Origin of the sequence: Paraburkholderia sp. BL9I2N2, assembly GCF_004339745.1 — a bacterium.
Taxonomy (GTDB): Bacteria; Pseudomonadota; Gammaproteobacteria; order Burkholderiales; family Burkholderiaceae; genus Paraburkholderia.
The window spans coordinates 620608-634811 of sequence record NZ_SMGP01000003.1 but is presented as its reverse complement, the minus strand read 5'-3'; the positions used below and the strand labels follow the sequence as shown (position 1 = coordinate 634811).

Sequence of the window (14204 nt, the reverse complement as noted above, 5' to 3'; positions counted from 1 at the left end):
CGCACGTCAAGCGACCGCCGCTACCCGCGACTGGAAATCCGCTGCGTTGTACGCGTACACCCAGTCCGCCTGAATACCCGACGAGTGAGGATTGATCCAAGACTTGAACTGATAGATGAGATCACGTTTGCGTTGGGCGTAAAGGCTCGGAAGATGGTAGGTGCGGCCGCGCTCGCGCGATTCCAGTTGAACGCGACTGGTGCGTGGAATACGTTCCGCCTCGTAATCGCGCAGGGCAGACGTCACATCAGAACCGTGCGCCGCCAGCGAGCGTGCCAGCACGTAGCCATCTTCGATGGCCATCGCGGCACCCTGCGACAGGAACGGCAGCATCGGGTGGGACGCATCGCCCAACAAAGTCACCCGCCCCTTCGACCACGTCGGCATTGGATCGCGGTCGAACAGCCCCCACTTGAATACCGAACCAACGCGCTCGAACAACTGGAGAATGTTCGGATGCCAGCCGGCGAATGCCGCAAGCAACTCTTCCCGGCTGCTCGGCGCATTCCACGACTCTTCGACCCACTCGGCGGTCTCGTTCACCGCCACGATATTGACTGCCTGGCCACGCCGGACATAATAGGTCACAATGTGCGACTTCGGTCCCAGCCAGAACGATGAGTCGGGGCTCACAAAATCAAGCGAGCCGTCCACAGGCACGACCGCCCTGAAGCACATGTTGCCGGTAAACTTCGGCGCATCGTCGCCAAACAGTTTGCCCCGCACGATTGAGCGCACACCATCAGCGCCAACAATCAGGTCGGCCTCAAACTCAGAACCATCCTCGAAGATTGCCACTGCGCTGCTCGCGGTCTGCCGGACATCAACACACGCGGCCGAAAGCGTCGCTACGCCATCGGGCAAAGACTCGACCAGCAACTGGTGCAGATCGGCCCGATGAACGTGGAAGAACGGTGCGTTGTACAGGCGCGGGCATTCGTCGGCCAACGGAACACGGAAAATCTCCCTGGCCGTGTCCCAGTTCCGGCCAACGATGGCTTGCGGCACGAACGCGACCTTGCGTAGCGCCTCCCCCAGACCCAACGCCTCCAGCACCTTGACCGCATTGGGCGTGACCTGAATGCCGGCGCCGATCTCGCCAAACGCGGGGGCACGCTCGAACGTATGCACCTCGATTCCCTGCTGCGCAAGCGCGCTTGTGAGGGCAACACCTCCAATACCGCCACCGACCACGCCGACCCGAAGCTTCCTAGTCATCTTGCTTACTCCCGCTAAATACCCGTCCAAACGGCCACCACTCATATTTATGTGGCCGTACTTTTAATTTCTAACCGCAAACAATCGGCTCTCAGACAGCACTCGTATCCGGGCGATGAAGCGATACCAGCAAGGCACTGTTAATCTGCTGCATTGCAGAATGCATCCCCTCCGTCACCTTGGGCGACAGCCCGCTATCGCTGGTTGCAGCAAGTAGATCGGTCAGCACCTCAGACGCATGCGCCGAAGTACTGTCAGGCAAGACCGCCGCAATTGCATTCAGCGCGCCAACAAGGCCAAGAATCTGGCCACGCAGATTTTCAATATCGTTTTCCATAAAACTCACTCCTCCTGGCTTTTGTGCGCCTGCGCTTGGTCACCAATGACACACAGGCCTAGTTGTCCCATAAAGACTTGGAGACTTGCATTAATTATATATCTGTACAATTGTTAACGCAAAGAGATTTTTGCACCTTGGCGTGTGACGTCGTCGAGAGTCGTCAGCTTTTTGAACAGCCCCTGGGCGCGACACTGATGCGGGCAAGCAATAGCCCCGGATCTCTTTGAAATGGCCTAACGCTTTACCGTCGCCTTTTTGCTTCCTGATCAGCAACCCAACCGCAAGGTAAGGAACACGCAAAGCAAGGAAATCGAAGCGAGGAGCCTCCCACGGCTTCAGCACGAACCCGCCCAGGAAATGTGCATGCACCAATGAAAACTGCTTTACGGCCGCGCAGGCAACGACACCGGCACTCGTACTGCTTTCGCTAGAGACAAGGAATGTTTAAGCGTTTGCGCTGCCGCCATCCGAATTGATATGCGTCGCACAGAGCAGTCGATCACAATCACGTGGCCGGCGCCGGAGGCAGCACACTGCGCGCGGTGCGGCAGACTGCTTTACATGAACCTGCCCACCGACCTCAACGCCCTGGCCCGGAACTGCTGCGCGCGCTAAGCGGCTGATTGCCCAGGTCAAGGACAGAGGCTGGGAGATTGATGAGAAGACTTGGGACGTCGGCGAGAAAGAACGGGAACTGCGTTACCCGCAGCCCCGTATCGAGCGAGATGAACTCGCTGGACGAAGCGATCGACGTGGATCCGGCCACCATTGAAGTGGAGCTCAAGCAGCTTCAACCACACGCCACAGGGGAGCCGTCACTCAGCAACCGAAGCGCGCAGCGCTGCCGGCGCAACTGCCACGCACAAAGATCCACCATCAGCCGGACAGCACCGTAGGTCAGTGTGACTGCGAGCGTGCGCATGGGCGAGGACATCAGGGGGAATCTGTACTACAGACTAGAGCGTGTTAGGCACTTTGAAGTACTGGCACTGCGTGAACGGGCATGAGCATTGCGAAGACCACGAAATGAAGTCCTGCAAGGGTTTCGGGCAACAGTGATTGCAATGCTTCAAAGTGGGTGGTGCATCCAAAAGCTTTACCTACAGGTCGAGAACGATGGCCGAAGACGGTATGGCCTGGCATGCCAAAGCGACATCAGGTTCGTCGAGTTGTTGCCCGTTCATGTGTTGAAACTGACCTTCCAGCACTCTGACCGCGCAGCTTTCACACTGACCAACCCGACAGCCGCTCGGGGCTCCTATCCCCAGACCTTCGGCGAAAGAGAGGAGACTTCCATCTGCGCTTTTCCATGTAGCAACCTTGCCGCTCCGAGAAAACTTCACCTCAAATGAGAGGCCTGTGGGAATTCCATCACTCGCAGGAGTCTCAGATACAAACTGCTCGCTAAAGATCCTGAACGGCCTCACGCCACGCTCGCGCAGCAACGCAGTCACATCTTTGACCATTGGAGCAGACCCACACATGTAGAAACGTGCGCCCCGATTCACCAGTTCCTCAGAGATCAAATCTTTCGAAATGCGACCAAGGTATTGATAGTCCGTTCCTTCCTCGTCTGAATCTAGCGGCGCTGTGTAGCAGTTGACAACACGCAGAGAGGGCAATCGCTTCTGATGCTTCTCCAGTTCGTGCTTGAACGCATGTATAGAGCTATTCTTGTTGCCATAAATCAGAATCGTCTCATGCTCGCTCGCAGCATTTTGAAGCGAGCGAATATACGAAATGAATGGTGTGATACCGATACCCGTCGCGAGGAGTACGACCGGCTCCCGGGTATGTATCGGAATTGTGAACACGCCCCCAGGTGCGGCCACCTCGACGATATCACCGACCTTCAGTATTTGATGAACAAAGGAAGACATCACGCCGGGCCTTCCTTTTAACCTCGAATCTTCGCCGACACAAATCTCATAGGTTGTGCGACCATCGACGTTTGCGGCACTTACCAGGGAATATGCCCGCTCTATAAATTTGTCGGTGTTTCCGCATGCACTACGGATTTTTAAATATTGCCCAGCGACGAAGTTTGGGAGCAACTGTCCGCGGTGTGACTCAAGACGTAACCACCTTGCGTTTTTCCCCTCAAAACGCATTGCGCTCACCCTCATTTCCCGAAATCCGTGCCACGACAGGTCTTCTATCGGTTCGATGCTGCACCGCACCGCCTTGTGGTTCGTTGAGCCGCTAATGGGATCACGCTGTTCGGATGAGACCAGATAATTGAAGTTTGTGTTTCCCTCTCCAAATAGTTTCGTCTCGGGAACCCCGAGCCCTTCCGAACCTTCCCAGAAACCAAAATCGCCCACTAGTACGTCGTCATGCAAACGACCTTCTATCTCCGCTATGAAGCAGGCGAATCCTGACTTCGACGTAGCGCGTACCCACTGTCCGGCGCGGATATCGAATCTGGACGCGACCGCTTCGTTCATCTGAATAACAGGGTTGCGTGCGCGCTTGCGAAGGCTGGTGATTGAGCGAAACGAACTGTGTGTGTAGTAGCCGCTCTTCATGCAAGTCAAGACCAGCGGATATCGATCATCTGTCTCGACCTCTTCCAAATGGAACGGTACCGGGGGATATCCGTATCGCAGAAATTTTTCCGAATATAGTTCAACCCTTCGTGTTTCAGTAGCAAAGCCAACGACCTTGCCGTCCTCTACTTCCGCATATTTTCTGTTGCGATGCTCAAGTGGGCGGACCATCCGGTTATCGTTTCTCCGCAGATCGTCCACAGTGAAGCCAAGTGGCGCAAGGATATGGTTCCAGCCGGCCTCGATGCTACCTCCAAAGAACGCATCACTGAACCCAAGCCGACACGCAAGGTCGAAGACGATGTCAAGATCTGACCGGCTTTCGCCTCTCGCCTTCACAAATGCGGGGCGAAGCTGGATGAGATTTTCTGCATCTTCGCTGATCTCGAAGCCGATCCGAAGCGACTCACGCTCCCATGGCGTGCTCACCGGCAGGACGATGTCTGCGTGGCGTGCGGTGGGAGTTTCGATCATGTCGCACTGCACGTGAAACTCAGTTTCTTGAAGTCCGGCTCTGATCTCTTCCACATCCGTCTGGGTTGCGAGATGATTCGTGCCAAAGCCCACAATGGCTCTGATCCGGTACGGTTTTCCAGATCTGACTGCGCGAAAGACATCAGTGGGCTTGACCCGCCCCTCCGACGGTGGACCGATTGGCCGCTCAGAAAGCCCAATAGCCTTCGCGAGTTGGCTTTTTTCTAACAGGTCGGGCTTATCGACCTTATTGACTGGCTGCTTTGAATAGATTCGATTGCAGCCCACATCGTCGAAGCAGCCGCGCAGCGCGTACAATGTAGCAAGTGCTCTTTCGGTTTGCGCAGCGTTGGGGCCCTGTCCCACGCCCGTCCAGGCGTGATAGGCGATTTTCTTGCTTGATCCAATCAACTCTGCAGCCTGTTGCAGGTTTTCAATAGAGACACCCGTCACCGCCTCTACCCTTTCAGGCTTCCACTCGGCGCATTGCGCTGCAAACAGACGGAACGCGGTATCACATACGTGTGTCCCGTGTGGAGTTTCGATGTTCAACGAAGCGTCCAGCTCAAAGTCGATGCTACCCTGATGCTCCGCCGCCATGGTGGTGTCATAAATCCGCGGGGCGCATGACTTCTTGTCCCAAACGACAAAGCTGTCGTTGTCATCAGGCCAGATGTCTTTTGCACGAAGGAAGAGCCCCGTATGTCTGCTTACGAGAAGAGGCGCATTTGTCCAATTCCTGACGAACTCATCGTCATAGCGGGACCGACAAAGTAAGAGATTCGATAAACCAAGAGCGAGCGCGGCATCTGTCCCGGGTTTGACCTGAAGCCAGACGTCGGCGGTCGATGCGAGAGGTGTCGGACGTGGGTCAACGACAATAAGCTTTCCTCCGCGCTTGCGCCCTTGGGTGATCGCTTCAGACTGTGCGAGCCATGTGCTCGTGGGATTGTGGCCCCAAAGAATAGACAATTCGGCACGAGAGTAGTCAGCGGTCGGTATTGTTACCCCGAAAGTGAATTTGTGTGCGTTGTCCTTGTGCCAGTTACAGATCTCCGTTGAGCCGAGGACGTTTGGGCTACCAAAAACACGGACGAAGCGATCGATCCACTCTATCGAATCTCCAATTGCGGTCCCACTCTTGGTAGTGACCGCAAATGCCACGGACTCAGCGCCCGACTCACTCCGAATCTGTGACAGCGTCGAAGCCACCGTTTGGAGTGCCTCCTCCCACGAAATCCGGACCCACCCAGGATCAATCGCGTTCTTCGGGTTTGTCCGTTTCATAGGATAGAGGATGCGATTCGAAGCCTCGATAATTTCCGGGCCCGCGCGCCCCTTCATGCACATAGCGGCACCGGTCGGGTGGCTAGGATCGTTTCGCACTGTTACGAGCCGATCTCCTGCGACCGTGTTAATTGTGCCGCATTGAGACCGACATAGTGTGCAGAAACCTCGGATCTCTTTCATGCATAGCCTGCTTGTCTGTTCGTTGGTGAAAGATCCAGCGCGTTCGCAACATTTTCAACTGCCCTGTGGCAGCGTAGACCATCGGGTTCGATCTGGGCGTCGAAAAAAGTCAATTTGCAGCGATTAAACATCATCGTCTGTTTGTGCATCTGCTGACGTCCAGATTTATCGCAGTCAGAAACGATGTCTGAGGTTCACCCGGATCGCCACTTGACTGGATGTAGTTGAAGGCGTCAGTGAGGCAATGCTCGCGACTGCAGGTGCCCCAGTCGAATCAATGCCGATTGCCCGTTGCCAAACGGTCACAAGGTTGATATCGGTCCGTCTGGACAGAGCGTAGTCGACTCCCGCATTCCACTGCAGGTATTGGGCCGTACCTGTTCTGGAGTATATGAAAGCGCCACCGAGCTGCCAAGCGGGGACGATCCGGTAAAGGATGTTGGCTTCAATATCGTTAAACTGTGGCGTACCACCGTGATGCGGAGTAGTAGGCGTGAAAGCTACATTCTTGAACCGGGTGTTCGAGTAGATCGCTCCCAAATCGATAGCGCCAATCTGGTAGATACCGCCGACAGCGATAATTTGCAGCGTCTGAGCCGAGGCAAATCCTCGGTAGATAGGCGATGTCACTGGTGTTGTGTAGCCGGGCTGATTCGGCAAAGTGGTTCCGCCATAAGCCGGAATTGATGGGTCATTTATGTTCAGATATCCAGCACCAAGCGTAAGACTTCCGATCTTATATCCTGCTCCGAAAGACATTGCTCGCTCACTCGCGAGATCGCCCGCCACACCACCCGGAGCGTACATTGCCTTGAAGGAAAGACCGCTAACAACAGGACTTGCATATTGCACGGAATTATCAAATCGAATCGTCGACTGCATGTTATCAACGTCACCGGGATGCGCTCCCGTCCAGCCCGCCCATCTGATGGCGCTACTTAGCGCACCGACATATTGACTTAATGGTTCATATTGCCGCCCCGCGGTGATTGTGCCAAACGGTGCTACGATCCCAACGAACGCTGAGCGACCAAACAAACGCCCGCCCTGGCCTAGCTTTCCGGTCGAAAGATCAAATCCATTTTCGAGAGTAAAAATGGCTTTATAGCCACCGCCCAGATCTTCCGCACCCGTCATCCCAAATCGGCTTGTGTTAGTTTGACCGGTCGTTGCCTGAATAACGGCTCCGCCTTTCTGATTATTCGAGTAGATGAACCCGTCCTCGACAATACCGTATAGCGTCACCGACGATTGGGCGAGTGCGCTCCCGGAAGCCAGAATCAATGACGTAGCGAAGGAAATTTTAAACATAGTTACAAGTTTTCTCATTAGGATTCTCCAAAACATGTCGGTGCCACAGCCTCTACTCCTAGAGGTGGTTTATTTTCGTTAGTATTTCTAATTATTTATTTTTCTTCAAGACGCTTTTAAAATACTTTAGGACGAAAGAAAATTGTCTCTGTCCTTCATCCCTTGCCCTTCCAGAAACCTTAGCTTGCGTCGCGCTGCGCATTGGACGGCGCAGATCCTTTGCAACGGTTAGCACTATAGAGCCAACCCATGATTGCTATGCAGATCGAAGCGACAAATGCCGGCCCGGCTGCTGCATGAAAAATCGCATCGGGCGACCAGTCTGCGGCGTACAGGAGGCCGGCGAGATATGTCCCGCTCGCCCCGCCGATCCGGCCGACGCCATATCCCCATGCCACTCCGGTTGCCCGAAGCCCGGCGGGATAAAAGAGTGAACCTAGCGCGACAACGCCTTTCTGCCCCCCACCGACGGCAAAGCCGCAGCAGAATACGGTAAAGATCAGTAGCGCACTTGCCCCACCTAGCACGGCAGATACCGCTAACATCATGATCGCACTAAGCAGATAAAGGCTGGACAGAACCATGTAGGGGCCGATGCGATCCATTAAGGGGCCCAGGACCACACCGGCGACCATACCTCCGACACTGCTAATTGCTGTCACCCAAACGATAAGGTTAACTGGATAACTAACTGACGTAAGGACCGTCGGCAGCCAGCTTTGCAGGAAAGAGTATTCGGCAGTGCTCATGGCGAATACTCCCCAGATCAGGAACGTTCCCGCGCGCAGATCTGTCGAGAAAAGACCTCTCACGTCGGTGCTGTCCGCCTTCGGATCGTTTGAGATAACCTTCGCCCCAATCGGCAGATCCACATGCGGATAGAGCCGTTTGAGCATTAAGAGAAGGTTCTCGTCGCCGTGCCGGCGTGCAATGTAGGGTGCCGACTCTGGAATGAAGGGCAATAGGAAAAGGGTTAGAACGAGCGGGCCGATTCCCCCGACCCAAAGCGGCCCTGCCCATCCGTACGTCGGTATAAGCGCGCCGCTGCAAAAGCCCGCAATGGTGTAACCGAGAGAATATCCTACGTAAGTCAGCATAACGAAGGTCGCGCGCAACCGTTTCGGACTATACTCGGACGTGAGTCCGACGGAACAGGGAACTGCTGCCCCCAGAGCAATTCCCGTCACCAGTCTCAGGGCGATCAGCTCGTTGGCGTTTGTCGCAAGCAACGTCAACAAGGTTAATAGGCCGGTCGCGACTGCTGAGATGATCGCCATCTTTTTCGGACCAAATCGATTCGCAAGAGGCGAGATACCAAAATTACCAATTAGAAGTCCTACGAAAGCAGCTGAAAATATGGTACCTAGAATCGGTTTCGGCAGGTGCCACTCTTTCGCCAGTACCGGCACAATATAGCTAGCGACCTGTATATCGTATCCGATGGAGAGCAGCAGCAGCGCCAAAAGGACAAGCGCAACAACTTGCGTTTTCTTGACGGATTCACGATCGATCACGTCGTGAATGTTGACATTTACTCCTCCCACCATGCCCTCCAGCTTCAATAGTCGTATCGATCGTGCGGGGGTCTGGCAAGGAGAACACCAGCCCTGTCAGGCCATTCTTTGGGACAAATCTGTTGTCGCCGTGCAAACTATTATATAGCCATAAAATTATACATAGTTGAGGTTTACCCTATGTGACGCAAACCCGCCTCGCGTGGACCCTATTGGGCACTGGCCGGCAATAAGACCGCTGGACGACTGCGAAAAATCCGTATTTTTGGCAACGTTGGGCGGCGCCCGCGCTGACGGTTGTCACTGCGTTCTGAGGCAAGCCGCAATTTTGCTAAGGACAGGGTGCGCGGATCTCGTCAAGGCTGCGGGCGCGCTTCGCGCTATCGTCCGATTGCAAGCCGGATACATGCATGCACACCGTTTCGACATGACGAACAAGAAGCTTGCAAAAGGCGCCGGGTCCATACATGCACGAAAAAGAGCGAATACCCCAGGCAGCATCCCAAGGCGCGGTAAACATCCCCGGGGCATTCGCCGAGATCGGCTCGATATTCCAGGGCTGGCGAAAGAAGACGACGCCGTTGAAGACGTATCGCGTGATGCACTCACGATGGAATCAAGCTAAACCTGCAAGACAAAAAATGCCAATCTGCGAACTGCAGGCATTGCTCCTGCCTAGGAGTGGATGTCTCCCACCTGCGTATGACCGGCTTCCTAACGGAGCGCGCAACATCGTCGACAGGACTCGAACACGAGCTTTGGGGATGCCTGGAGGTATCCAAACGTATAAGCGCACTATGTCCACGTAGAACCCCTGTGACCGTTCGTAGAATGGTTTTCCTGGAGTCGTCCGTCTATCTTGATTCCATGGACTTCGCGATTTCATGTGAATGTCAACCATGTCAAACGTTCTGCATAACTGGGTTTATATCGGTAGCAACGCGTACGAGGGTACACGTTGATCCCCTGGTTGGATAAGAATGTGTATCGCCGGACTGTTGACCTTAGCAGAATCTGTATCCAGTGAGCGCCACGATGAGCACGAACGCAAGGGATTTGCTTGAGCTGCGCCGAGATGATCCGACGTCAGCAGAACTGCGGAAGATGGCCGCGAACATCATCGCCGTCGGCGTCGCAGATCAACACAAGGGCTGCTGACATGAGCGCTCTCGGAAAGTGGCACAACCGACCGCTGCAGGTCCGTGTGTTGGATCGCTGCGATGAATGCGGCGAGTTGAAGGAAGACGTCCGGAAGCAAGTGAACTACTGGCCGAATATTACCGCGGTCTGCTGTGCGAAGTGTTTCGCCGAAATGACTGGGGAATGCAGCGGCTCTGCACCCTGCTAGGAGCCAACGATGACCGGAACGATCGTGACTGCGGGCCTGTCCGCCTGGGGCATTCTGGTGCTGTTCGCGTGCTCACTATGCCGCGCTGCCCGTGATGCTGATCGTCGAATTGATTGGAACTGTCGCAGACCGCCGGCACACGTCCGGCGTCGCGCGAGCCGGATCGTACCCTAGCAGAAGTGCGCAGTCGGCCGCTTAGCCAATCTCCTTGCACGGAAGCCGTGCGCCGTCGTCTGTGCGGGGACTGAATCATATAGGTTCTGTCGCATTAACGCGGAGACGGTAAAATTCGAGGTTGACGAAAACGCTTTGGCCGCGCGATGAAGAAGACACTGGCGCCACGAACGACGCTCGCTCCGGGTATCGCCAAGGTTCTGGAGCGGCTGCACTATCCGCTTGAAGTGATACTACTGTGCGTGCGATGGTACGTTGCCTACTCGCTGAGTCTTTGCAATCTTGAGGAAATGCTGGCTGAGCGCGACATTGGCGTCAATCATTCGACGGTGCATCGCTGGGTCATCAAGATGATGCCGCTATTCGAAAAGACATTTCGCAATCTCAAGCGTCCGGTCGGCAAGAGCTGGCGGGTTGACGAAACCTATATCAAGGTCAAGCGCTCGTGGAAGTATCTTTAGCGGGCAGTGGATAAGGCGGGAAACACCATTGATTTTCTGTTCCGAGCCAAGCGGGACAAGGCTGCTGCGCAGCGCTTCTTCGAAAAGGCAATCGTTCAGTATGGCTCGCCCGAGACGGTAACCATCGACAAGAGCGGCTCCAATCTGGCCGCGCTTAACGCGGTGAATGCCGAGCGCCAGATGTCCATCAAGGTTCGTCAGATCAAGTACTTGAACAACATCGTGGAGCAGGACCATCGGGCCATCAAACGCCGGACCCGGCCGATGCTCGGGTTTAAGGATTTCAACTGCGCGCCCGTCATTCTGAGTGACATCGAGGTGATGCACATGATCAAGAAAGGGCAATGTTCGGGCAAAACTAAATGTCGTCAGCCATCAGCGGGCCGACCTGAACAATCAGCTTGTTCAGGTCAAGTCGGACCTTTGCGGGAGTCGTGCGCCTGAACAGCGCACGAATGCGGCTTACCACGTCCGCCGTGGCTTTAGCATCACGGACGACAGCCTCTACGCTGAGTCGGGCTTGCTCGATGTCGGGCGGCGTCGCAGTGAGCCAGCGCCGGCACGCCTGCCCATTGGCCAACACGGCCTGTGGCGGCTGATTGATTTCGTGCGCGATGGACGCGGACAACTCGGCCACTGTTGCCATCTGTGATGCCTGCGCAAGCTCTTCCCGGACGTATCGCAGCGCGTCTTCCGCTCGCGTGCGCTCGATGAATTGCCCGACCCGGTAGCCGACGGTGGTCATCATCTGCAAGAGCTCGGGATCGGCATCGCGGACCTCGCGGCTGAAAAATTCGAACACGCCCACTACCCCGCTCCTGAGCGTGACCGGGAAGGCGAAGGCGGCGTGGAACCCTGCGTTCGCGGCAGATTCCGGCCGCTGGAACTCAGGAGTGGCGCCATGTCGGGTATGCATACGGGTGCGCCGCTCGACCATGCTCGCCCGGGGGAGCCCATGCCGATGCCGGCCGTCCCCGACAGCTCGGAGCCGGCCCGCGCTGAGGCGGCGAGGGCCATGCCCGCACGCGCACCAGCACGTCCGCTTCCGGATCGACGCGCCAGAATGTGCCGTGATCCCACTCGAGTGCCTCACACATTTCACGCAGAATGCGCGGCGCCGCCTCTTCGAGCGAGCCCACTTCCGATAGCGTCCGCGTGACGCTGAATTGCGCGAGCAGCCGCTGCTCGCGGTGCCTGGTGATGTTACTGGCGAGCGCGATGGCGAAAAGGCGGCCGCTGCGGTTGAACGCTCGTGCACGCACCTCGACGGGAAAGAGACTTCCGTCTTTTCGCTGGCGGCGGCCGCTGAGGGTCACATTGCCATCGTCCCGCCGACGCGAAGAACTCCAGAAAGCGGATACCGGCCCGTTCACCCGCTGCATCGACCAGCGCAGGCACAGACGCCGCCCGTGCGGACGGAACGATCAGGTTCATGCGTCGCTACACGCCCAGAATCCTGCCGACCGCTTCATTGAATTCGGCCTTCGCTTCATCGATCGCCTCGTCGGCTTCCTCCTCGAGGTTATCGACGTTCGCATCGATCACCTCCTGCAGGGTCAGATAAGCAGCAATGATGCTGTCCAGCTGGTCGTCACCGACCCGCGCATAGACGGCCTCGCCGAGCGCCTCCATGAAGTCACCGCGGCTTCCGCCAATCAGGCCGTCCGCGTTGGTTTCCAGGTCATCCTTGAACTGTTCCACGTCTGCCATGCTTTCCTCCGGAAGGTTCAGATACAGCGTTGCTAGGACAGTGCGCAAGCCCTGCGCCTGTCGTCAGGCGGTACGTGGGACCACGTCGGAACCTTATCCGATCAGCGGTTTTCCACTTGGGGCCGGCGCTGGCTCGGTAATAGCGGGCCCATTGGGCGGCGGCTTCGGCGCGGCGACCGCCACACGTCGAACTGACCACACACGTCGAATTAAAAGCCGTGCCGAATGGAAAGTGTCGCGCCGGTACTGTGCGAACCAAGAGCCGCGACGCGTGCCGTGCCCGAAAATACCCAATCATCGACTGTCAACGAGAGCCTTCGCTGCGGTTGTGCACGGAGCGTAAGAGTCGGGTTTGGCAACTCGACGAGCGAGAGTTGCGGCGCCGTCGACTGACCTGGATGTAGAAAATTCGACGCCTGCTGTGGCGCCGGTTCAGGCATTTGTATCGCTTTGCCGGTGCCGAGATGAAACTCGTGCATTACCTGAGCGCTACAGAAGCCCTGTATTTGCCCGTAATACGGCCTTGCTTGACTTGCCTGGAATTCCATTTCATAGCGATGCAAATAGCTTAACGGTTGCGGAATGGGCGGAACAAGCTCCTTGGGCATCGGCTCGAGGTTCGCAACCGTCATCTCTTCGGGCGAATTGATGATTGGGCCGTCCGCGAACGCATATCCGCTCAGGACAAAAAGTATTACGCCGACAATCCTTTCTTTCAGGCACGTCATGGCATTCCTCCGATGAAGGAATCGAAACGTCCCAACCACTGGCCGTTACTTCTAAGAAATCGGCTTCGCGGCTTCGCTTGCGTCCAGACATTCTAGTCATGAGTGGCGCAAAAACGGCCGAAAGAGGACTGGTAGATGTTCGGATATGTTGCGGCACGGCGTATGCGAGAGGACGACCAGAAACGCTACCGCGCGCGGAAGGGAGGAGCGATGACTAGGGATTCATTCGTCGAGCAGATCGAGCGAAACGCCAAGGTCATCAACGCCATGCACTACGCGCGCTATGCCTTGGTCCGACATCACATGCTGCCGGTGACAGTGGAGGGGTAGCAATTTCGGATGGACTTCTCGCTTGAAATTGAAAAGCTGACAGAGGCCATGGAATTGCTGGGCGTTGACATATCGCGTGGACTGCTTGCGCCTCCCTTCAGTAAACCGGACGCGGATGACGGTTGATGCGTTGCCAAGACAAGCCGATTGATCAGCGCCAATGGACGCGCAGGAAGGTCGAAACAAAGATGAGGGCATCCGCCGTCTATCCGTCAGGCCCGCTGATTGCGGCTTGGTCCTAAAATCAGCAGGAGCGAGTATGCAATTGACGATCGACCAGTTCAAAACGCAATTGGCAGAGTTGCTTCGGGATCTAATGCCATGCACGTCCGCCGACCTGACGGACAACACCATCGCCTATTGGGATGGACGCAAGGTTGTCTACTGTTATCTGAAAGACGACAGCGATCTGATCGATAAGGAATTCGAGCTTGACAATCGTCTCTGGAAACATTGGGAGGAGTATCTGTCGGAGTGGATGGTTGAACCGACATTCAGCGTCAGGCCTGAGCTGCAGGACCGGCTGAGTCAAGCGCCGACGAACGGGCCTCGATAGTTGATGTCGGCCGTGGAAGGG

General features: G+C 56.0%; 11 protein-coding genes and 2 pseudogenes. 3 read left to right on the top strand and 10 right to left on the bottom strand.

All coding sequences use genetic code 11. The annotated features are described in order from the left end of the window. Positions 1–6 precede the first annotated feature (6 nt). From B0G74_RS33640 to B0G74_RS33615, 6 genes and pseudogenes are all read right to left on the bottom strand, one after another. Positions 7–1218 (bottom strand): FAD-dependent monooxygenase, encoded by a 1212-nt coding sequence (locus B0G74_RS33640; RefSeq protein WP_132380434.1) that lies wholly within the window; start codon positions 1216–1218, stop codon positions 7–9. Between the two features lie 91 nt (positions 1219–1309). Continuing rightward, positions 1310–1555 carry a hypothetical protein gene (locus B0G74_RS33635; RefSeq protein WP_132380432.1) on the bottom strand — a complete coding sequence of 82 codons (246 nt, stop codon included), beginning with the start codon at positions 1553–1555 and terminating at the stop codon, positions 1310–1312. A gap of 969 nt (positions 1556–2524) precedes the next feature. After that, positions 2525–2611 (bottom strand): annotated as a pseudogene (locus B0G74_RS47020) (IS5/IS1182 family transposase); the annotation flags it as partial. A gap of 47 nt (positions 2612–2658) precedes the next feature. Next, positions 2659–6051, bottom strand: a complete 3393-nt coding sequence (locus B0G74_RS33625) for a molybdopterin-dependent oxidoreductase (RefSeq protein ID WP_132380430.1) — start codon at positions 6049–6051, stop codon at positions 2659–2661. A gap of 174 nt (positions 6052–6225) precedes the next feature. Continuing rightward, entirely contained in the window at positions 6226–7380 is a 1155-nt protein-coding gene (locus tag B0G74_RS33620; protein ID WP_132380428.1) for a porin, read from the bottom strand. Positions 7381–7541: 161 nt separating this feature from the next. Continuing rightward, a complete protein-coding gene (locus B0G74_RS33615; protein ID WP_243658440.1) occupies positions 7542–8924 on the bottom strand; it encodes an MFS transporter in 1383 nt (460 codons plus the stop codon). 987 nt (positions 8925–9911) lie between these two features. On the opposite strand from B0G74_RS33615, the gene B0G74_RS47550 reads away from it, so the two are divergent. Together B0G74_RS47550 and B0G74_RS33605 are read left to right on the top strand one after the other, a co-directional pair. Then, positions 9912–10034, top strand: a complete 123-nt coding sequence (locus B0G74_RS47550) for a hypothetical protein (protein ID WP_279388632.1) — start codon at positions 9912–9914, stop codon at positions 10032–10034. 510 nt (positions 10035–10544) lie between these two features. Further along, positions 10545–11303: pseudogene (locus B0G74_RS33605) on the top strand (IS6 family transposase). On the opposite strand, the gene B0G74_RS45950 reads toward B0G74_RS33605, so the two are convergent. The 4 genes from B0G74_RS45950 to B0G74_RS33585 all read right to left on the bottom strand — a co-directional run bounded on the left by B0G74_RS45950 (position 11218) and on the right by B0G74_RS33585 (position 13297). Further along, on the bottom strand, positions 11218–11775 hold the full coding sequence (locus B0G74_RS45950) for a histidine kinase dimerization/phospho-acceptor domain-containing protein (protein WP_243658439.1): 558 nt from the start codon (positions 11773–11775) through the stop codon (positions 11218–11220). The pseudogene B0G74_RS33605 and the gene B0G74_RS45950 sit on opposite strands and share 86 nt — an antisense overlap. Continuing rightward, positions 11747–12175, bottom strand: a complete 429-nt coding sequence (locus B0G74_RS45945; RefSeq protein ID WP_165923975.1) for a hypothetical protein — start codon at positions 12173–12175, stop codon at positions 11747–11749. Before B0G74_RS45945 ends, B0G74_RS45950 begins: the two co-directional genes overlap by 29 nt. 124 nt (positions 12176–12299) lie before the next feature. Then, the gene (locus B0G74_RS33590) at positions 12300–12569 is read right to left on the bottom strand and encodes a hypothetical protein (protein WP_243658438.1); all 270 of its coding nucleotides are present in this window, start codon (positions 12567–12569) and stop codon (positions 12300–12302) included. A 209-nt stretch (positions 12570–12778) separates the two neighbouring features. Continuing rightward, positions 12779–13297 carry a hypothetical protein gene (locus B0G74_RS33585; RefSeq protein WP_132380424.1) on the bottom strand — a complete coding sequence of 173 codons (519 nt, stop codon included), beginning with the start codon at positions 13295–13297 and terminating at the stop codon, positions 12779–12781. Between the two features lie 589 nt (positions 13298–13886). Here B0G74_RS33585 and B0G74_RS33580 point away from each other — a divergent pair. Next, positions 13887–14183, top strand: a complete 297-nt coding sequence (locus B0G74_RS33580; RefSeq protein WP_132380422.1) for a hypothetical protein — start codon at positions 13887–13889, stop codon at positions 14181–14183. The last annotated feature ends 21 nt before the right edge of the window (positions 14184–14204 follow it).

What these genes read in the sequence shown, in the direction of transcription:
- B0G74_RS33640 (WP_132380434.1), bottom strand. Translation starts at nt 1,218, where the DNA reads ATGACTAGGAAGCTTCGGGTCGGCGTGGTCGGTGGCGGTATTGGAGGT.
- B0G74_RS33635 (WP_132380432.1), bottom strand. Translation starts at nt 1,555, where the DNA reads ATGGAAAACGATATTGAAAATCTGCGTGGCCAGATTCTTGGCCTTGTT.
- B0G74_RS33625 (WP_132380430.1), bottom strand. Translation starts at nt 6,051, where the DNA reads ATGAAAGAGATCCGAGGTTTCTGCACACTATGTCGGTCTCAATGCGGC.
- B0G74_RS33620 (WP_132380428.1), bottom strand. Translation starts at nt 7,380, where the DNA reads ATGAGAAAACTTGTAACTATGTTTAAAATTTCCTTCGCTACGTCATTG.
- B0G74_RS47550 (WP_279388632.1), top strand. Translation starts at nt 9,912, where the DNA reads ATGAGCACGAACGCAAGGGATTTGCTTGAGCTGCGCCGAGATGATCCG.
- B0G74_RS45950 (WP_243658439.1), bottom strand. Translation starts at nt 11,775, where the DNA reads ATGCATACCCGACATGGCGCCACTCCTGAGTTCCAGCGGCCGGAATCT.
- B0G74_RS33590 (WP_243658438.1), bottom strand. Translation starts at nt 12,569, where the DNA reads ATGGCAGACGTGGAACAGTTCAAGGATGACCTGGAAACCAACGCGGAC.
- B0G74_RS33585 (WP_132380424.1), bottom strand. Translation starts at nt 13,297, where the DNA reads ATGACGTGCCTGAAAGAAAGGATTGTCGGCGTAATACTTTTTGTCCTG.
- B0G74_RS33580 (WP_132380422.1), top strand. Translation starts at nt 13,887, where the DNA reads ATGCAATTGACGATCGACCAGTTCAAAACGCAATTGGCAGAGTTGCTT.